Below are 16,440 nucleotides of genomic sequence, written 5' to 3'. Positions count from 1 at the left end.
CCGCTGCCTGGCCGTTCTTGGGATCGGTAGTCGCAACGTGCCTCTGTACTTGTCGCAACGGCGACGCGAGAAGCGCGGAGCCTCACGAAAGGAAGCAACAACATGAACACCACCCACAGCGTGAAGAAGGTGATCGTCGGAGCACTGACGTCGGGGGGCCTCGCCCTCGCCGCGCTGGGTTTCACGACGGGCGTCGCAAGCGCCTCTCCGTCGAATCCGCAACCCAATATTGACGTTTCGGACTGGGGCGTCCCGGTTGTCGAGTGCATCCAGTGCAACAAGAGCGTGCTCGGCGGCGCCTCGGAGAAGGTCAACCCCGGGATCAAGGTGGGTGACTCGGTACGCGTGTCAACTCCGAAAGCCAAGCTGGGCGACGGTTCGGTGCGGGTGGCCACCCCGTCGGTCGGGAACTGACGACAACTGAATTCCTCGGCCCGTCACCGGTTCGCTGGTGGCGGGCCGACCAATTGCTCGGCCGCTTTACTCGTAGGCCCGGTCGGAGTGGTGTCCTGCACCATGAGGCACAGCAGATCGAAGACGACCGTCGCCGCCGCCACCGACGTGATCTCGGCGTGGTCGTAGGCCGGCGCGACTTCGACGACGTCCGCGCCGATGAGGTTCATCCCCGTAAGCATGCGCAGCATTCGCAACAACTCGCGCGCGGTCAGGCCGCCGGACTCCGGCGTGCCGGTGCCCGGGGCGAACGCGGGGTCCAAGACGTCGATGTCGATCGACAGATACAGCGGGGCGTCACCCACCCGCCTGCGGATCACGTCGACGGCGGCGTCGATGCCGATAACGTCCAGGTCACTGGCACGGAAGGTGCGAAAACCCATGTGGGCGTCGTCGTTGAGGTCCATTCGGTCATAGATGGGCCCGCGGATTCCCACGTGGACGGAGTGGTCCTCGATCAGCAGCCCCTCTTCGAACGCGCGCCGCAGGACCGTGCCGTGGGTGACCGGCGCGTTGAAGTACGTGTCCCAGGTGTCCAGGTGGGCATCGAAGTGCACCAGCGCGACCGGACCGTATTTCTTGTGCAGCGCACGCAAACTGGGCAGCGTGATCGTGTGATCCCCGCCGATCGACACGATCCTGCGGTTGCGGTCGCCCAGGATTTCGGCGGTGCGGTCCTGGATCTGTCGGCAGGCTTCGTCGATGTCGTAGGGCGTGACGGTGATATCGCCTGCGTCGACGATCTGCACGGTCTGTAGCGGTGCGACGTCGAGCTCGACGTGATGGCCCGGCCGAAGCGTGCGCGCGGCCTGCCGGACGGCCATCGGTCCGAACCGCGCGCCAGGACGGTAGGACGTTCCCCCGTCGAACGGCACGCCCAATACCGCGATGTCGTAATCGCCGACCTCGTGTGCCTCGACGATGCGTGCGAACGTGCTTTTGCCCGCATAGCGAGGGACCTGCGTGGACGGGACCGCACCCACTTGAATGTTGTCAGTCATGGGATTCCGTTCTCGATAGCGTGACTTCGGATGACGCAACCGGCGACCCGGACGTCGCATCAGCGTCGCCCGCGGATGTGGCGTGCAAGGCGATTCCGCGGGTCTCGGGGGCCAGGAAGTAACTGATGATCAACGCGCCCAGGGTGATTGCGGCTCCGATGGCCATCACTCCGGAGGCGCCGATACTTGCCAAGGCGATCGGCATCAGGTAGGTGCTCGCCGCCGACCCCACTCGGCTGGCGGCCGTCCCGACGCCGACACCGGTTGCGCGCACTTCCGTGGGGAAGATCTCGTTGGGGTAGACGACTTCGAGGAAGCTCGACGCGCCGGACGTGACCGCAAAAACCGCGAGCGCCGTGAAGAACAGCCATGCCGGAACATCCGGAACCACAATGGGAATCGCCAACGCGACAACGATGATCGCGAATGAGCCCAACAGCAGCTTGCGTCGACCTATGCGCTCGACAAGGTAGAGGCCGGGAAACCCGCCGACGACGAAGAGCAGCGCGATGATCAGCGAGCCGCCGTAGAGGTTCGCATCACCTTCCAGGCCGAAGGACGTCATCAGATCGGGCGCAAAGGTGTACACCGCGAACAGCGGTATCACCTGGGCCGTCCAGAACACCGCCACGAAGATCGTGCGGCGCAGGTACGGCCGTTGGAAGACTTTGACGAAGGAGGTCTTCACCTCCGGCTCCGCGGGGAGATCTTTGACGCCGTACTGCGGACCGAAGACCTTCTTCACGGCGGCTTCCGCTTGAGCGACTCTGCCTTTACTCAGGAGCCATCGCGCCGATTCGGGCGTGCCCAGGCGCGCCAGCAGGGTGGCGACGGCGAATATCGCTGGGCTGGCGAGGAGATAGCGCCACGCGTCGGGGCCGACACCGCGCAGGAGATAGGCGACGACGAACGCCGCCGCCGCTCCGATCGCCCAGACGACGAACATGGCACCGAGCAACGTGCCCCGGTATTTCTTCGGGGAGTACTCGGCCAAGAGTGATGTGGCGATGGGATAGTCGGCGCCGATCGCGACGCCGAGCAGAAAGCGAAGGATGATGAGTTGCCAGGCCTCCCCGGCGAAGGCGGACAGGACGGAGAAGAGCGCGAGCGCGAGCAGGTCGGCGATATACATGAACTGCCGGCCGATCCGGTCGGTGAGATAGCCGAAGAACATGCCTCCGACGAACACGCCGACCAGACTCGCGGCGCCGATCAAGCCGATCTCGGTCGACGACAAATCCAGCGCCGGCTCCATGGTGATGAGCGCGACACCGATGATCGTGAGGGCGTACCCGTCGATGAACGGTCCGCCGGACGAGTACAGCGCGAGCTTCTTGTGGAAGGACGTCAGCGGCGCATCATCGATGAGATGACCTGACATGTGTGACTCCAATCGTGCGATGTGCACCACGCCGTGCTCGTTGTCCTTGCGTCTTACTGTCGCCGCCGACCTCACCCGCCGATAGCGGAGAACGTCTAAGACGTCCGCTGAACTGTTATCCAATTGTCTAAGGTGGCGGTGTGGGGATCACGGTGCGAGATCTGTGTCGCGGCCACACCTGAGGATGCGCGTGCACTCCGGCGGGAGCGGCCTCGACAGCCCGGTGACCTGGACGCATGTGTGCGATCTGCCCGAGCCGTGGAGGTGGGTGACGGGCGGCGAGCTGCTCCTGACCAACGGCCTGTCGTTTCCGAAGTCGGCCCGCGACCAGGGCGAGGTCGTCCATCGCCTGCGCGAGGCCGGTGTCGCTGCCCTTGCGATCGGCGAACAGATGTACTGCCCGCCGCTGACCCGCACATTCACCCAGCAGAGCGACGAAACCGGCTTCCCGGTGCTGTGGGTGGAATATCCGCTGCCGTTCGAGCTGATCTCGCGCGCCGTGGCGGAAGCAACCCTGGTCGAGCAGGCTCAGCGGTTGACGCGCACCATGCGCGTCTACGACCTGATCCGCCGACAGGTCGCGCGGGGATTGAACACGGCCGATCTTCTGAGCGCCCTCGGCCGAGAACTCGAATGTGACCTTTATGTCTGCACCCGCTCGACGGGCGACGCCTGGTTCCCGAACACCCCCAGGTTGGATGAGCGGATCCGCGCGGCGGTGGCATCGCTTCCTGGTGCGTCAAAGAACGTGTCCGGCGGCGCTTTTGGCTTGCCGTCGGACGCCTCGACGTCGGCGATGTTGACGGACATCCCGGGCCATCAGGGTGCTGCCCTGGTGACCATCAGTGACACCAGGTTTGCCGTCGATCCGATCCAGACGCAGCACGTTGCCACCGTCGTGTCGCTGGAGGTGACCCGAACGGCGCTGATGCTGGAACAGCAACGCAAGCACGGCTCGGTGATCATGACTCAGATGCTGGAGGGGCGGATTGACCGATCGACGATGCAGCGCGAGTTGCAGGAGCTGGGCCTGAGCGAGAGCTCGTCCATCGTCGTCTCCGCGTCGGCGTCCGATCACACCGCGCTGCTGGATGCGCATGTGTGGTTGTGGCGCCACAACATTCCCTACATCAGTGCGCTCGACGGGAAGACGTTTCATGCGCTCGTTCCCGACACCGCCGACGTGGAAGTGGCCTTGACCCACGCGCTCGGTACGGGCGGTCGGATCGGCATGAGTCGGCCGCTGGGGTCGTTGGCACGGTTTCCCGACGCGTCGCGCGAAGCAAACTGGGCGCTGTCGAGCGCGGAGCGACTCAACACACCGGTATCGAGATATGGCACCGAGATTGCGTGGGTTGGCCTGTCGAACGCGGAAGACGCTCAAGCCCTCGTCGACCGGCTGCTCAAACCGCTTGAGGACTACGACAGAACCCACGACTCCTCGCTCCTCGAGACACTCGCCTGCTTTCTGGCCAATCAGCGGTCGTGGCAACGTACCGCCGATGCGATGTGCATTCACCGGCAGACGGTCATCTACCGGATTCGGCGCATCGAGAAGATTGGCGGGTGCAGTCTGTCGGATACCGCTGCGATTTCGCAGTACTGGTTGGCGATGAACGCGCGTCAGCTGCTGGGACAGCCGGAATAGCTATCGAATCGGCGGCCCGGACAGTTGCTCGCGAACGACCTCCTTGTCGATCAGCGACCACACCTCGACGATCCGGCCGCCGTCGAACCGGTAGAACACGTGCTCTGCGAAGGAGACCTGTTCACCTGTCGGTTCGATGCCGAGAAACGTGTGCCGCGGGGTGCACCGGAAGTAGAGTCGGCAGGCCACCATGTCCCCGTTGGCCAGGAGAAGTTCGGGGTGGTACTGCAGATCGGGCGTGGCGCGGGTGTCCGCATCCAGCAACGCACGGTAGTCGGCCAGGGTCATGCGATTTCCGTTGTAGGACAGCTCATCTGCGACATACTCGCTGAGGTCCGGCCACCGCCGTTCGTTCAGGCACCGCAGATAGTCGCGGTAGACGACAGACAGGTCGCCTGCGCTCATCGTCCACTCCTACACTCAGGCCAATGAAGAAAGCCGCTATTCGACGCAGCTACACCGAGATTGCGGATGTCTACATCCTAAAGTTCGGCTCGGTCGCCGACGTCGATCCCGAGGATCTCGCGTTCCTCAAACGCAATCTCGGTGACTGCGACGGCGCGGTGCTCGATGCCGGCTGCGGTCCGGGGCACCTCACGGCCTACCTGAGCAACCTGGGCCTGTCCGCTCGAGGTATCTCGACCTTGTGCCGCGCTTCATCGACAGTGCGCGGGCACAGTGGCCGCGAATCGACTTTTCGGTCGGTTCGTTGCGCGGCCTCGATGTCGCCGACCACTCGCTGAGCGGAATCCTCGCCTGGTACGCGCTGATCCATTGCGAGCCAGGTGAACTCGGCGGCATCCTGGCGGAGTTCCGCAGGGCACTGGCGCCGTGCGGCAGGCTCGTCGTCGGATTCTTCGACGGCGACGGCGACGACGTCGAACCGTTCGACCACAAGGTGACGACGGCGTACCGCTGGCCTGCCGACGAGATGTCACGGGTGTTGGCGACGGCGGGCTTCGTCGAGATCGATCGGGTGCGCCGCCCCGCCAGCGACGACATCCGGGCGCACGCGGCGCTCGCAGCGCGCGCCGCATGGCCTCAGCGAGCTACGTAGCGAAGGTGGGCAACACCGTCGTAGATCTTGTGCGCGACAAGCCGCAGGTTGAGGCGCACGTCGTCGGGAAGGGCGCGCAGGCCGCCGCCGACGACCTTCGGGACGACGAAGAACTGGAACTCGTCGACCATGCCCGCGCGGATGGCCGGGGCCGCGACGGTGGGCCCGAAGATTTCGACGACTCCTGGTGCGCTGTCGACGATCCGCCGCAGCTCATCGAGGCTGAGGCTCGTCACGAGCCGGTCCCGGCCTGCCTTGACCTCGTCGGGTGTCAGAGTCGACGACACGACCACCTTTTCGATCTTTCGCCAACGCCTGGCGAACTCGCGATCGTCGGCGGGATGGTCGTCATCGTCCGGGTAAGTCTCCCAATACTGCATCAGCGCGTAGGTCTTGCGGCCCAGCACTTCGGTCGACACCGCGGCCATCCGCTCGATATGGGCGGCGAACACCGCGTCGCTTGGCGCCGACCACTGAAAGTCACCGTTGGCGTCGGCGACATAGCCGTCGAGAGATACCGTAGCGCCGAAACTGAGCGTTCCCATGCCGATACCGACCTCCACGCTTGGTTGAACTCATCGCGCTGCGGCCGAACGGGGCTCGGCACGCTATTGGATTCCCTCGCGTTCGACCGCCGTGATCGCCGCGACCGCCGCAGGATCGCCTGATGTCACGACAGAGCCGCCGCGTGTCCACGCCCACAGCGCCAAATCCACTACCGGAGCCTTGACCGCCGCTCGTGGCGTATCCGTGCCTCGCCGCGCGGTCCGGCCCTGCAGCAAGCCGTCCTCGTCGTCTTGTGCGGTCCACCTTCCGCACTCGACCAGCCAACGTTGATCCGTGTCGGTGGCGAGAAACTCCACGGTGCAATCGGGCTGATACGTCGCAGAATCGGGCATCCAGCCCCACATGACATCGACGGCGTGATCGACCGCGCCCCCGGCGACGTCCTGCGCGATCGGACTCACCGGAACACCGGCCGTCAGCTCGGCATCCACCCGGTGCATCGTCGCCTCGTAGGTCTGCATGCGGCGGGTGAAACCGACGGTCTGATCTGCGGGCCACCACGACCACAGAGCGTCGTCGTCAGCCTTCATCGACAACTGCTCGGTGAGTCTGGCGGTTGCCCGTTGACGAAGCGCCAGCATGTCGGCGGTCGCCGAGGGCCGTTGAGGCTTGGACCGTTCGACATCCGGCAACCCCGACTCGTCCACCATTCGCCGCTCGAGGATCTCGGCCCAGAAGAAGTGGACAGTGGTCAGGTGCCACAGCAGGTCGGATGCCGACCAGTCGGGACAGGTCGGGCAGCGACGGTCGGGGTCGACGTCAGCTAACACGTCTGCGAAGCGTTGCGATTCAGAGGAAATCACCGCGAGTCGGTCCATCGACCCCATCCTGCCCAGGAGGAGGACCACATCGTCAAGAGCTAGCCGAGTTGATCCCAGAACTCGGTGAGGACCGCAGCGCTGCGGACGGGATCCTCGACCATCCACCAGTGCCCCAAACCGTCGAGTACCGCGGTGCGAGCGCCCGCTCGATCCGCGGCGCGACGCCGCATCTCGGCCGACCCGACGTAGGTGTCTTCGGTGGCGAGCACCGACAGACCCGGGCGGGCCGCGGCCTTTTCCAAGTCACGTCCCGCGTGTTTCAAGGCTGGTTGGGCCGCCGAGCGGTACAGCAGCAGAATCGCACGCCCCATCTCGGGGCCCTGGCCCGCGGCGATCGATCTGCCGACCTCCAGCGGCATGCCGGCCGTGGCATACATGGCTGCCTGTTCCTCGGGGGTGCCGCCGAGGAACGTTTCGATCAGTTGCTCGCCTTCGCCGGGCTTCTGCCACACCTGGGCCAGTTCGTGCCACTCGTAGTCGGGGTCGAACAGTCCGACGACGTCGCTCACCCAACTGCGCACCAATTCTGGGCGATGCATCACCACGTGCATCACGTGAATGCCGCCGAAGTCATGCCCGACGAGATCGACTGGCGCGTCGATGCTTTCGAGGCGATCCTCCAGCCAGTCGCGGTAGGCGAGGTAGGTCGCCGAGAATCCTTCGGGCAGCGGAGCGCCGAATCCCGGCGGCGACAATCGCACCACATCGTCGCGACCGAGGGCCTCGACGAGCGGGCCCCACAACGCATCAGTCTCCGGATTACCGTGCACCAAAACGAGTGCCATTCGAGCATGCTCCCACGTTCAGCCCGACTCTTTGAGCAGACGGGTCGCAGCGCGCAAGTCCCACAACCCGTAGGCGGCGAACACGGGCTTCAGCAGAGCCCACTCACCCAGCCGGTAGTCGTCGGCGCGAACAAGCCGCTGCACCAGATCGGGGCGAATCCGGTGCAGGTGCATGCGCGCCTTCAACGCATGCAGCGGATTGGAAACTATTTTGATGCGGGCAGCGTCTTCGATGAGCGGCACGGCGTTGTCGATGTTCTGCCAGGTCGTACGCGACCGGTCCTCCAGTTCCATCGGTCCCCGGAATCCGCGCTCTGCCGCATACCGAGCCATCAAGACCGCCTCGGATGGACTGTCGCTGAAAGCACTTCCGCCGCAGAACACGAACCGCGATTGCGCGCTGGCATCCGCGGACCGCAACGCGGCACGCACGCGCCAACGGTTCAGCGCGTTGGCTCGCGACGTATGTTTATTGCGGTAGCCCAGAACGACGACCGCCTCGGGCCCGTCCGGGCCGGCGCCAGAACCGAGATACCGTCGCGACGCCCACCAATTGACGAACTCACCCCACGCCACGAGGCAACCGACCAACCCGAGGATGACGAGACCGAACCGCCTCACCGTGTGGGCCTAGACGTTGAAGCGGAACTCGACCACGTCACCGTCTTGCATGACGTAGTCCTTGCCCTCCATCCGGACCTTGCCCGCGGCCTTGGCGGCGGCCATCGACCCCGCCTCGACGAGGTCGTCGTAGGAGACGACCTCGGCCTTGATGAAGCCCTTCTCGAAGTCGGAGTGGATGACCCCGGCGGCTTTCGGCGCGGTGTCACCCTGATGGATCGTCCACGCCCGCGCCTCCTTGGGCCCGGCGGTGAGGAATGTCTGCAGCCGCAGCGTGTGAAATCCGGCACGTGCCAGCGCGTCGAGGCCGCGTTCGGTCTGGCCGATCGACTCCAGCAGTTCGGCGGCCGACTCGTCGTCGAGCTCCTGCAGTTCGGCCTCGATCTTGGCGTCCAGGAACACCGCGTCGGCCGGGGCGACCATCTCCCGCAGCGATGTGATCCGCGTCTCATCGGTCAGCACCGACTCGTCGGCGTTGAACACATAAAGGAACGGTTTCGTCGTCAAAAGATTCAGCTCTCGCAACAGCCGGGCGTCCACCGACTGGGCCGCCGCGAAAAGCGTCTTGCCGCTGTTGAGGATCTGCTGCGCGGCCACTGCCGCCTCATGCGTCGCCCTGCGGTCCTTGTGCGTACGGGCCTCTTTCTCCAACCGCGGCAGCGCCCGCTCCAGCGTCTGCAGATCGGCCAATATGAGCTCGGTCTCAATCACTTCGATGTCGGACTTGGGGTCGATTCGCCCATCGACATGAGCCACGTCATCGTCGGTAAACACCCGCACCACTTGGCAAATCGCGTCGCTCTCGCGGATGTTTGCGAGGAATTTGTTGCCCAGCCCGGCGCCCTCCGAGGCGCCCTTGACAATGCCGGCGATGTCCACGAACGTGACGGTCGCATGCACGATCTTCTCGGAGTCAAACATCTTCGCGAGCACCTCGAGGCGCGGGTCCGGCAGCGGCACCACACCCTCGTTCGGCTCGATCGTCGCGAACGGATAATTGGCCGCCAGCACGTTGTTGCGCGTCAGCGCATTGAAAAGCGTTGACTTACCGACATTCGGCAGGCCAACAATTCCGAGGTTCAGGCTCACAGGGACTCAAGTCTAGGAGACAGCCTCGGGCACGCCCGCGTGCGCTGGCAGCCACATCCAGCGAGAGCCGGTACGGTCTACCTGTGTCATCACAGCGCGCGAGGTCTGCGGTGGCGGCCGAGCATCGCTCCATGATTTCCACCCTTCCCGGGGTGCCGTCGTGGGGAGCGGTGCTCCTCGCGGTCACCTTCACCGCTATCGGTTTCGCCTTCGACGCCGGTTCAGGGGCCAGGGAACTGACCGTGGCGTTCGCTGGCGCCTATGTCATCGGATGCGTCGCCGCGGTCCTGACCGTGCGGCAGTCGGGCGTTTTCACCGCGGTCATCCAGCCGCCTCTGATCCTGTTCGTCAGCGTTCCCGGCGCGTATTTCCTCTTCCACGGCGGTGAGGTCGACGGGTTGAAGGACTTGGCGATCAACTGCGGCTATCCCCTCATCGAACGCTTCCCGCTGATGTTCTTCACGTCGGCGACCGTGCTGTTTCTGGGGCTGATCCGCTGGTACATCGGCATGTCGGCCCGCCGCCACGCGCCAGCGGCCGAAGCCGCCGCCGCGGAGCCCACCGACGGGCCGCTCGCGGCGGTGACAGCCAAGATCTCGGCGCTGCTGACGCGCGGCACCGACGACACCGACGACGAGGCAGCGCCGCGCCGCACCAGGCAGCACAAGATCGACCGCAGCGCCAAGACCGCGAAGACGGCCGCCAAGGCGGCCAAGTCCACCAAGTCTGGCAAGTCGACCGCCAGGGCGGGCCGTACGGCTGCCTCCACGGCGCGCACCCGCAGCGGTCGCCCGGTCAAGCGCACGCAGCCGTCGCGGTCGCGACATACCCGCCCGCCCGAGACCGAGATCATCGAACCGATCGCCGAACGGCCGCGTCGGCCCCGCAGTTCGCGCCGCACCGACGAGCCGATGATCCCGCCACCCGAGCCGCGTCGTCGCAGCCGGTCTTCCTCCACGCGCGAGCCACGCGAGCCGCGCAAGCAGCCGCCGCCCGTCGAGCGCCGGTCCAACCACCGGCCCGACCGGCACAGCCGTTTCGACGGCTTCGCCCCGTTCGAGCCGCACGGCACCAGCGGCTCTAACGGCAACGGCTCTAACGGCAACGGCTCCAACGGCAACGGCTCCAACGGCTCCAACGGCTCCAACGGCAGTGGCGGCCGCAACGGGACTCATCACCCGGTGTCGCGGGTGCGTTATCGCGGCGCCGACGACGGCGATCGTCCGCAATACCGGTCGCGGCCGCGCACGGCCAAGCACCGTGCGGAGAACTGGGAGTTCGACGTATGACCGGCGCTCGCGTTTCTCTCGCTTTTCCCTCGCGAGCAGACGCACAATCGCACGAACAGCCGCCGCGCAGTGCGATTCTGTGTCTGCTCGCCGAAGAAGGGTGAGCGCTAGTTGCGGGCGGGGCGGATCTCGCGCGGCAGCGCGAACACCAGCGTCTCGTTGGCGGTCGTGACGGGTTGCACCGTCTCATAGCCGTATTCGGCCAGCCGCTCCAGCACGCCGCGCACCAGGATCTCGGGCACCGAGGCACCGGAGGTGACGCCGACGGTGGTGACGCCCTCCAGCCAGGCGGGGTCGATGTCGTCGGCGTAGTCGACCAGATGGGCGGCATCGGAGCCGGCGTTCAGCGCCACCTCAACGAGTCGCACGGAGTTCGACGAGTTGCGCGAGCCGACGACGATCACCAGCTGGCATTCCGGCGCCATCGCCTTGACCGCGACCTGGCGGTTCTGCGTGGCGTAACAGATGTCATCGCTGGGCGGATCCTGCAGCGTCGGGAACCTCTCCCGCAGCCGGCGCACGGTCTCCATCGTCTCGTCGACCGACAGCGTGGTCTGCGACAGCCAGATCACCTTGTTCTCGTCGCGGACGGTGACGTTGTCGACCGCGTCGGGTCCGTCGACGAGCTGGACGTGGTCGGGCGCCTCACCCGCGGTCCCGATGACCTCTTCGTGGCCCTCGTGACCGATCAGCAGGATGTCGAAATCGTCGCGGGCGAACCGCTTGGCCTCGTTGTGCACCTTGGTGACCAGCGGGCACGTCGCGTCGATGACCTGCAGGTCGCGTTCCTTGGCGTTCTGATGCACGGTCGGGGCGACGCCGTGGGCGGAGAACACCACGATCGCGCCCTCGGGCACCTCGTCGGTTTCGTCGACGAAGATCGCACCTGCCTTCGCCAGCGTCTCGACCACGTGGCGGTTGTGCACAATTTCGTGGCGGACGTACACCGGCGCGCCGTGCTTCTCCAAGGCGCGCTCGACGGTCTCCACCGCGCGGTCCACGCCGGCGCAGTACCCGCGGGGTTCGGCCAGCAACACCCGTTTACCGGTGACGGCCGTAGCCGCCGAGCTGGAGGCACCCGGAATCCCCATGTTGACGGTCGGCGGCATGCAACCCAGGGTACTGATCCGCATCGCGCGGTGGCCAGCCGTAGGCTGGGTCCATGGCTACTGCACCCTATGGGGTCCGTCTGCTGGTCGGAGCGGCGGTAACCGCGATCGAGGAAACACGACGGCTTCCGCAGACCATCCTCACCTACCCGATGACCGTGGTCAGTCAGGTCGCGCACCTCGTCATGAAGGTGCAGCAGGACGTGGCCGACCTGGTCAACAAGGGGGACGAGACGCTCGAGAACCTCTTCCCGCCGAAGGACGAGCAGCCAGCGTGGGCGACGTTCGACGAAGACCTGCCCGACGATGAGTCCGCCGCCGGCGGTCCGGACGGCCAACGCCTCACCGAGGGACGTTTCGCTTTGTTCACCGGCGGCGCCGACGCCGTCACGGAGGAGGAGAAGACGCCCGCCCCGGCCCCGGCCAACGAGGTGCCAGAGGTCGTCAAGCGCCTCGACTACGACACGCTGACGCTGGCGCAGTTGCGGGCGCGGCTGTCGTCGCTGCGCGTCGCGGATCTCGAGGCGCTGCTTGCCTACGAGGAGGCCACCAGGGCGCGGGCGCCGTTCCAGACGCTGCTGGCCAACAGGATCACCCGCGCGTCCGCCAAGTGACCCAGCCTGAGCCAGGCAAATCTCCCGACAACCCGTGGCCGGTGCGGGCGGTCGCCACTCGCCTCGCCAAGTACATCGACCGCCTGGGTTTCGTCTGGGTCGAAGGTCAGTTGACCGAGCTGAAGCTGCGCCAGACGACGGCGTGGATGGTGTTGCGTGACCCCGCCGCCGACATGTCGCTTTCGGTGAGCTGCCCGCGGGATCTGATCGCCAACTCCCCGGTGCCGCTGTCCGAAGGCACGCAGGTGATCATGTGCGGCAAGCCGCAGTTCTACACCCGCAACGGCTCATTCAGCTTGCGCATCAGCGAGATTCGCGCCGTCGGGGTCGGTGAGCTGCTCGCCCGTATCGAGCGGCTGCGCAAGCTGCTCGATGCCGAAGGCCTCTTCGACATGCGGCTGAAACGGCCAATCCCGTTTTTGCCCAACACGATCGGCCTGATCACCGGCCGAGCCAGCGCCGCCGAACGAGACGTCATGACGGTCGCGGCGGGACGCTGGCCCGCGGTGCGCTTCGAGGTCCGCAACACCGTCGTGCAGGGCCCGAACGCGGTGCCCCAGATCGTGGAGGCGCTGCGGTCGCTCGACGCGGAGCCGCACGTCGACGTCATCGTCATCGCCCGCGGGGGCGGCAGCGTCGAGGACCTGCTGCCGTTCTCCGATGAGACGCTGTGCCGGGCGATTTCGGCGTGCACGACGCCGGTGGTCAGCGCGGTCGGCCACGAGCCGGACAATCCGCTGTGCGACCTGGTCGCCGATCTGCGCGCGGCCACCCCCACCGACGCGGCCAAGCGGATCGTGCCCGACACCGCAGCCGAGCAGGCGCTGCTGCGCGACCTCCGCCGGCGCAGTGCGCGTGCGCTGCGCAACTGGGTGCATCGCGAGGAGCGCGTCATCGAGCAACTGCGCAGCAGGCCGGTGCTGGCCCAGCCGCTGGCCGCGCTGACGGCGCGCGCCGAGGAGATCGACCGCTGCCGGACGGCGGCCCGCCGCGACATCAACCGGATGGTGGCGGTCGAGACCGAGCGCATCGGCCACTTGTCGGCCCGGCTGACGACACTGGGTCCGGCGGCGACGCTGGCGCGCGGCTATGCCGTCGTGCAGACGGTGGCGCCGACGGGCGAGGCAGCGGTGCTGAAGACGGTCGCCGACGCGCCGGCGGGAACGCGGCTGCGGGTGCGGGTATCCGATGGGGCGGTAACGGCGGTCAGCGAGGGAAGTACATGAAGCCTATTAGTGAATTGGGCTATGAAGAGGCCCGCGACGAACTGATCGAAGTCGTACGCCAGCTCGAGCAGGGCGGTCTCGACCTCGACGCGTCGCTGAAGCTCTGGGAAAGAGGCGAAGAACTGGCTCGACGCTGCGATGAGCACTTAGCTGGTGCGCGCAAGAAGATCGAGGACGTGCTGGCGTCTGGCGACGACGAAGAAATTTGAAATTTCAATCAGATTTCCGCATCAGAGTCGAAACTGAAACATGTTTCAGTTAGGCTTCCCGCATGGCTGATGCAACGCTGACGACTGACCTCGGCCGTGTTTTGGTCACCGGCGGTTCCGGCTTCGTCGGCGCCAACCTGGTGTCGGCCCTGCTCGAGCGCGGCCATGACGTCCGCTCCTTCGACCGCGCGCCCTCACCGCTGCCCGAGCACCCGCGGCTGCAGGTGCTCACCGGCGACATCTGCGACGAGAACACCGTCGCGGCGGCCGTCGAAGGAATCGACACCGTCTTTCACACCGCGGCCATCATCGAGCTGATGGGCGGCGCCTCGGTCACCGACGAATACCGTGCGCGCAGCTTCGCGGTCAACGTCGGCGGCACCGAGAACCTCGTGAAGGCCGCGCAGGCGGCCGGCGTGGCGCGGTTCGTCTATACGGCGTCCAACAGCGTGGTGATGGGCGGCCAACGCATCGCAGGCGGCGACGAGACGCTGCCCTACACCGAGCGGTTCAACGACCTCTACACCGAGACCAAAGTCGCTGCTGAGCGATACGTGTTGTCGCAGAACGGCGTTGGCGGCATGCTCACCTGCTCGATCCGCCCCAGCGGCATCTGGGGGCACGGCGACCAGACGATGTTTCGCCGGCTTTTCGACAGTGTGCTGGCCGGGCACGTCAAGGTGTTGGTCGGCAGCAAGCACGCCAAGCTCGATAACTCCTACGTGCACAACCTGATTCACGGGTTCATCCTGGCAGCCGAGCATCTGGTGCCCGGCGGAACCGCGCCGGGGCAGGCGTATTTCATCAACGACGGTGAACCGGTCAACATGTTCGAGTTCGCCCGTCCTGTCGTCGAGGCGTGCGGGCGGCGGTGGCCGCGGATGCGCATCTCGGGCGTGTTCGTGCGCTGGGTGATGACGGTCTGGCAGTCGCTGCACTTCCGCGTCGGGCTGCCCAAGCCGCCGTTCGAACCGCTTGCGGTGGAGCGGCTTTACATCGACAACTACTTCTCGATCGCCAAGGCCCACCGCGAACTGGGGTATCGGCCGTTGTTCACCACGGCGGAGGCGATGCGCGACTGCCTGCCCTACTACGTGGAACTCTTCGAGAAGATGAAGGCGGCGCGCCTGACTACGGCAGGAAGTCCAGCGGCGTGATCTCCCCCGTCGCGCTGTTGACCAACGCGGCACGATCCAGCGTCGCCTGCATCGGCAACACGTCGAACACGGCCGCTGCCACCGTCGACAGCTGAGACAACGTCGCCCGCGGCGCCAGGGAGCAGTGCGGCAGCCAACGTCCCGGCACGTAGTGCTTGTGCAGATCGGCGCCCGTCGCTGTGAGCGCTTCGACGATGCGCTGTTGGCGCGCAACGAGATCCGCACCCACCCCAGCCACCAGCCAGGCCCTGCCACGGCGAAACAGGCCGAGGCCGTCGAACTGCAGCTGCACCGGAGCGCCGCTATCGAGCGATTTCACGGCAGCGACCACCGCGTCCTGGTCCCAGCTGCGCAGCACCGCATACGACACGTGGGGGACGTGTCGGCCGTGGGTGTGTGAGCGCAGGCTCGGGACGCCGGCCTCCTCGACGCGGTCCCACAGCGAGCGCACCGCCCGCTCGGATCGCCGGTCGAACAGCAGACAGACGGCCAGCGCCACGTCAGCCGGTCAAATGCACGGGGTGCCGTGTCGCCGCCTCGATCTGTGCGCTCGCACGGTGCAGCAGGTCGGTGCCGAGCGCGAGCAGGGCGCGCGCGGCAGCGATCTCCTCGCCGATCATCGGTTGGGCGCTGTCGCGGGGATTGCGGAATGCGTCGCCGACCGCCGTCATCGTGTCGTCACCCAACCGCGCGCGGACCGTCGCATGCGTGTGCGTGTCGTCCTCGTCGAACGAGATGTCGATGTGCCAGTCGTTGTCCAGAACCTTGTCGTACATGGGCGTGCCTTTCCGCCTACTAGCGTGCGCCGTCGCGCGCCCCAACACCAGCGCGACGGAGCTCGATTTTGCGGTCAGGGCTGCGAAATCGCCGCCCGATCTACGACCCTGCCCGCAGAAACGACGCAGCAGCAACGCCTTACAACTACGACGCCTCTGCGGCCTTCTTGATCGCCGCCAGCGTCGCAGGGATGCCGCTCTTGGCCGCCTCGTGCCGCTTCTGGATTTCGGCTTCGGCGGTGTCTCCGTAGCGCTCTTGGAAGCCCGCGATGCCCTTGGGCAGAAACACCCACGACTCGGTGAGCCGAGTGCCGCCGTCCTCCGGCTCGAAGGTGTACTCCCAGTGCACCCAGCCGTTGTTGACCTCCCAGGCGAACTTCCGGCCAGGCTCGGCGGCCACCACCTGGCTGCGGGTCTCCCATGTGCGTTCCGGCGTTTCGTTGCGGCCGGTGAACCAGGCGCCGACGTAGGGCCCGGCACCCTCGTCCCACCAGCAGGCGCGGCAGATCGGGCTCCACTCGCCCATCCTCGTCACGTCCGACACCAGCTCGTAGAGCTTGTCGGGCGGCACGGCAACGGAAATCGATTCAGACAATCTGAGTTCGGTCACGCTATGAGTGTGTCAAAGCGCTACGTT

General features: G+C 66.2%; 21 protein-coding genes. 9 read left to right on the top strand and 12 right to left on the bottom strand.

Going from position 1 to position 16,440, the window contains the following annotated elements; all coding sequences use genetic code 11:
• Window positions 1–102: 102 nt before the first annotated feature.
• Window positions 103–414, top strand: coding sequence for a hypothetical protein (locus tag CQY20_RS05645; protein WP_097938874.1), 312 nt, complete (start codon window positions 103–105; stop codon window positions 412–414).
• A 23-nt stretch (window positions 415–437) separates the two neighbouring features.
• On the opposite strand, the gene speB is transcribed toward CQY20_RS05645, so the two are convergent.
• Window positions 438–1,454 carry an agmatinase gene (gene speB, locus CQY20_RS05640; protein ID WP_097938872.1) on the bottom strand — a complete coding sequence of 339 codons (1,017 nt, stop codon included), beginning with the start codon at window positions 1,452–1,454 and terminating at the stop codon, window positions 438–440.
• Window positions 1,447–2,835 carry an MFS transporter gene (locus CQY20_RS05635; RefSeq protein WP_097939040.1) on the bottom strand — a complete coding sequence of 463 codons (1,389 nt, stop codon included), beginning with the start codon at window positions 2,833–2,835 and terminating at the stop codon, window positions 1,447–1,449. Before CQY20_RS05635 ends, speB begins: the two co-directional genes overlap by 8 nt.
• A gap of 163 nt (window positions 2,836–2,998) precedes the next feature.
• On the opposite strand from CQY20_RS05635, the gene CQY20_RS05630 reads away from it, so the two are divergent.
• Window positions 2,999–4,483: a PucR family transcriptional regulator gene (locus CQY20_RS05630; RefSeq protein ID WP_272938797.1), complete on the top strand. Its 1,485-nt coding sequence runs from the start codon at window positions 2,999–3,001 to the stop codon at window positions 4,481–4,483.
• Here CQY20_RS05630 and CQY20_RS05625 read toward each other — a convergent pair whose 3' ends face one another.
• Window positions 4,484–4,888 carry an ester cyclase gene (locus CQY20_RS05625; RefSeq protein ID WP_097938868.1) on the bottom strand — a complete coding sequence of 135 codons (405 nt, stop codon included), beginning with the start codon at window positions 4,886–4,888 and terminating at the stop codon, window positions 4,484–4,486.
• A 23-nt stretch (window positions 4,889–4,911) separates the two neighbouring features.
• Between CQY20_RS05625 and CQY20_RS35395 the strand changes: the two genes are divergently transcribed.
• Both CQY20_RS35395 and CQY20_RS05620 read left to right on the top strand, forming a co-directional pair.
• Window positions 4,912–5,226, top strand: coding sequence for a class I SAM-dependent methyltransferase (locus CQY20_RS35395; RefSeq protein WP_234816115.1), 315 nt, complete (start codon window positions 4,912–4,914; stop codon window positions 5,224–5,226).
• Window positions 5,130–5,540 (top strand): class I SAM-dependent methyltransferase, encoded by a 411-nt coding sequence (locus tag CQY20_RS05620; protein ID WP_234816114.1) that lies wholly within the window; start codon window positions 5,130–5,132, stop codon window positions 5,538–5,540. The genes CQY20_RS35395 and CQY20_RS05620 overlap by 97 nt, the downstream gene beginning before the upstream one ends.
• Here CQY20_RS05620 and CQY20_RS05615 read toward each other — a convergent pair.
• From CQY20_RS05615 to ychF, 5 genes are all read right to left on the bottom strand, one after another.
• Window positions 5,525–6,085 carry a dihydrofolate reductase family protein gene (locus CQY20_RS05615; protein ID WP_097939038.1) on the bottom strand — a complete coding sequence of 187 codons (561 nt, stop codon included), beginning with the start codon at window positions 6,083–6,085 and terminating at the stop codon, window positions 5,525–5,527. The two genes, CQY20_RS05620 and CQY20_RS05615, sit on opposite strands and share 16 nt — an antisense overlap.
• A gap of 63 nt (window positions 6,086–6,148) precedes the next feature.
• Window positions 6,149–6,925: a maleylpyruvate isomerase family mycothiol-dependent enzyme gene (locus CQY20_RS05610; RefSeq protein WP_097939037.1), complete on the bottom strand. Its 777-nt coding sequence runs from the start codon at window positions 6,923–6,925 to the stop codon at window positions 6,149–6,151.
• 41 nt (window positions 6,926–6,966) lie between these two features.
• Window positions 6,967–7,713 (bottom strand): alpha/beta fold hydrolase, encoded by a 747-nt coding sequence (locus CQY20_RS05605; RefSeq protein WP_097938866.1) that lies wholly within the window; start codon window positions 7,711–7,713, stop codon window positions 6,967–6,969.
• A gap of 18 nt (window positions 7,714–7,731) precedes the next feature.
• Entirely contained in the window at window positions 7,732–8,334 is a 603-nt protein-coding gene (locus tag CQY20_RS05600; protein WP_097938865.1) for a YdcF family protein, read from the bottom strand.
• A 9-nt stretch (window positions 8,335–8,343) separates the two neighbouring features.
• Window positions 8,344–9,423, bottom strand: a complete 1,080-nt coding sequence (ychF, locus tag CQY20_RS05595) for a redox-regulated ATPase YchF (RefSeq protein WP_097938863.1) — start codon at window positions 9,421–9,423, stop codon at window positions 8,344–8,346.
• A gap of 131 nt (window positions 9,424–9,554) precedes the next feature.
• On the opposite strand from ychF, the gene CQY20_RS05590 reads away from it, so the two are divergent.
• Entirely contained in the window at window positions 9,555–10,712 is a 1,158-nt protein-coding gene (locus tag CQY20_RS05590; protein ID WP_337424957.1) for a DUF6542 domain-containing protein, read from the top strand.
• 107 nt (window positions 10,713–10,819) lie between these two features.
• Here CQY20_RS05590 and CQY20_RS05585 read toward each other — a convergent pair whose 3' ends face one another.
• Window positions 10,820–11,821 carry a 4-hydroxy-3-methylbut-2-enyl diphosphate reductase gene (locus CQY20_RS05585; protein ID WP_097938859.1) on the bottom strand — a complete coding sequence of 334 codons (1,002 nt, stop codon included), beginning with the start codon at window positions 11,819–11,821 and terminating at the stop codon, window positions 10,820–10,822.
• A gap of 53 nt (window positions 11,822–11,874) precedes the next feature.
• Between CQY20_RS05585 and CQY20_RS05580 the strand changes: the two genes are divergently transcribed.
• From CQY20_RS05580 to CQY20_RS05565, 4 genes are all read left to right on the top strand, one after another.
• Window positions 11,875–12,435 (top strand): lipid droplet-associated protein, encoded by a 561-nt coding sequence (locus tag CQY20_RS05580; RefSeq protein WP_097938857.1) that lies wholly within the window; start codon window positions 11,875–11,877, stop codon window positions 12,433–12,435.
• Window positions 12,432–13,661, top strand: coding sequence for an exodeoxyribonuclease VII large subunit (xseA, locus tag CQY20_RS05575; protein WP_097938855.1), 1,230 nt, complete (start codon window positions 12,432–12,434; stop codon window positions 13,659–13,661). The genes CQY20_RS05580 and xseA overlap by 4 nt, the downstream gene beginning before the upstream one ends.
• Entirely contained in the window at window positions 13,658–13,870 is a 213-nt protein-coding gene (locus tag CQY20_RS05570; RefSeq protein ID WP_097938853.1) for an exodeoxyribonuclease VII small subunit, read from the top strand. The genes xseA and CQY20_RS05570 overlap by 4 nt, the downstream gene beginning before the upstream one ends.
• Before the next feature lie 62 nt (window positions 13,871–13,932).
• Complete coding sequence (locus CQY20_RS05565) at window positions 13,933–15,027, top strand: 3-beta-hydroxysteroid dehydrogenase (protein ID WP_097938851.1); 1,095 nt, start codon at window positions 13,933–13,935, stop codon at window positions 15,025–15,027.
• Here the strand turns inward: CQY20_RS05565 and CQY20_RS05560 are convergent.
• The 3 genes from CQY20_RS05560 to CQY20_RS05550 all read right to left on the bottom strand — a co-directional run bounded on the left by CQY20_RS05560 (window position 15,002) and on the right by CQY20_RS05550 (window position 16,413).
• Window positions 15,002–15,526 (bottom strand): 2'-5' RNA ligase family protein, encoded by a 525-nt coding sequence (locus CQY20_RS05560; RefSeq protein WP_097938849.1) that lies wholly within the window; start codon window positions 15,524–15,526, stop codon window positions 15,002–15,004. The genes CQY20_RS05565 and CQY20_RS05560 overlap by 26 nt on opposite strands.
• 1 nt (window position 15,527) lies before the next feature.
• The gene (locus CQY20_RS05555) at window positions 15,528–15,803 is read right to left on the bottom strand and encodes a dsRBD fold-containing protein (protein WP_097938847.1); all 276 of its coding nucleotides are present in this window, start codon (window positions 15,801–15,803) and stop codon (window positions 15,528–15,530) included.
• A 145-nt stretch (window positions 15,804–15,948) separates the two neighbouring features.
• Window positions 15,949–16,413: an SRPBCC family protein gene (locus CQY20_RS05550; RefSeq protein ID WP_097938845.1), complete on the bottom strand. Its 465-nt coding sequence runs from the start codon at window positions 16,411–16,413 to the stop codon at window positions 15,949–15,951.
• Between the last annotated feature and the right edge of the window lie 27 nt (window positions 16,414–16,440).

The sequence above is a fragment of the Mycolicibacterium agri genome (assembly GCF_002553505.1).
Lineage (GTDB): Bacteria > Actinomycetota > Actinomycetes > Mycobacteriales > Mycobacteriaceae > Mycobacterium > Mycobacterium agri.
The sequence above is the reverse complement of the archived record's forward strand: the minus strand, read 5'-3'. Positions and strand labels throughout refer to the sequence as shown.

What these genes read in the sequence shown, in the direction of transcription:
- CQY20_RS05635 (WP_097939040.1), bottom strand. Translation starts at nt 2,835, where the DNA reads ATGTCAGGTCATCTCATCGATGATGCGCCGCTGACGTCCTTCCACAAG.
- CQY20_RS05585 (WP_097938859.1), bottom strand. Translation starts at nt 11,821, where the DNA reads ATGCCGCCGACCGTCAACATGGGGATTCCGGGTGCCTCCAGCTCGGCG.
- CQY20_RS05610 (WP_097939037.1), bottom strand. Translation starts at nt 6,925, where the DNA reads ATGGACCGACTCGCGGTGATTTCCTCTGAATCGCAACGCTTCGCAGAC.
- CQY20_RS05570 (WP_097938853.1), top strand. Translation starts at nt 13,658, where the DNA reads ATGAAGCCTATTAGTGAATTGGGCTATGAAGAGGCCCGCGACGAACTG.
- CQY20_RS05565 (WP_097938851.1), top strand. Translation starts at nt 13,933, where the DNA reads ATGGCTGATGCAACGCTGACGACTGACCTCGGCCGTGTTTTGGTCACC.
- CQY20_RS05625 (WP_097938868.1), bottom strand. Translation starts at nt 4,888, where the DNA reads ATGAGCGCAGGCGACCTGTCTGTCGTCTACCGCGACTATCTGCGGTGC.
- CQY20_RS35395 (WP_234816115.1), top strand. Translation starts at nt 4,912, where the DNA reads ATGAAGAAAGCCGCTATTCGACGCAGCTACACCGAGATTGCGGATGTC.
- CQY20_RS05590 (WP_337424957.1), top strand. Translation starts at nt 9,555, where the DNA reads ATGATTTCCACCCTTCCCGGGGTGCCGTCGTGGGGAGCGGTGCTCCTC.
- CQY20_RS05555 (WP_097938847.1), bottom strand. Translation starts at nt 15,803, where the DNA reads ATGTACGACAAGGTTCTGGACAACGACTGGCACATCGACATCTCGTTC.
- CQY20_RS05615 (WP_097939038.1), bottom strand. Translation starts at nt 6,085, where the DNA reads ATGGGAACGCTCAGTTTCGGCGCTACGGTATCTCTCGACGGCTATGTC.
- CQY20_RS05605 (WP_097938866.1), bottom strand. Translation starts at nt 7,713, where the DNA reads ATGGCACTCGTTTTGGTGCACGGTAATCCGGAGACTGATGCGTTGTGG.
- speB (WP_097938872.1), bottom strand. Translation starts at nt 1,454, where the DNA reads ATGACTGACAACATTCAAGTGGGTGCGGTCCCGTCCACGCAGGTCCCT.
- CQY20_RS05645 (WP_097938874.1), top strand. Translation starts at nt 103, where the DNA reads ATGAACACCACCCACAGCGTGAAGAAGGTGATCGTCGGAGCACTGACG.
- CQY20_RS05580 (WP_097938857.1), top strand. Translation starts at nt 11,875, where the DNA reads ATGGCTACTGCACCCTATGGGGTCCGTCTGCTGGTCGGAGCGGCGGTA.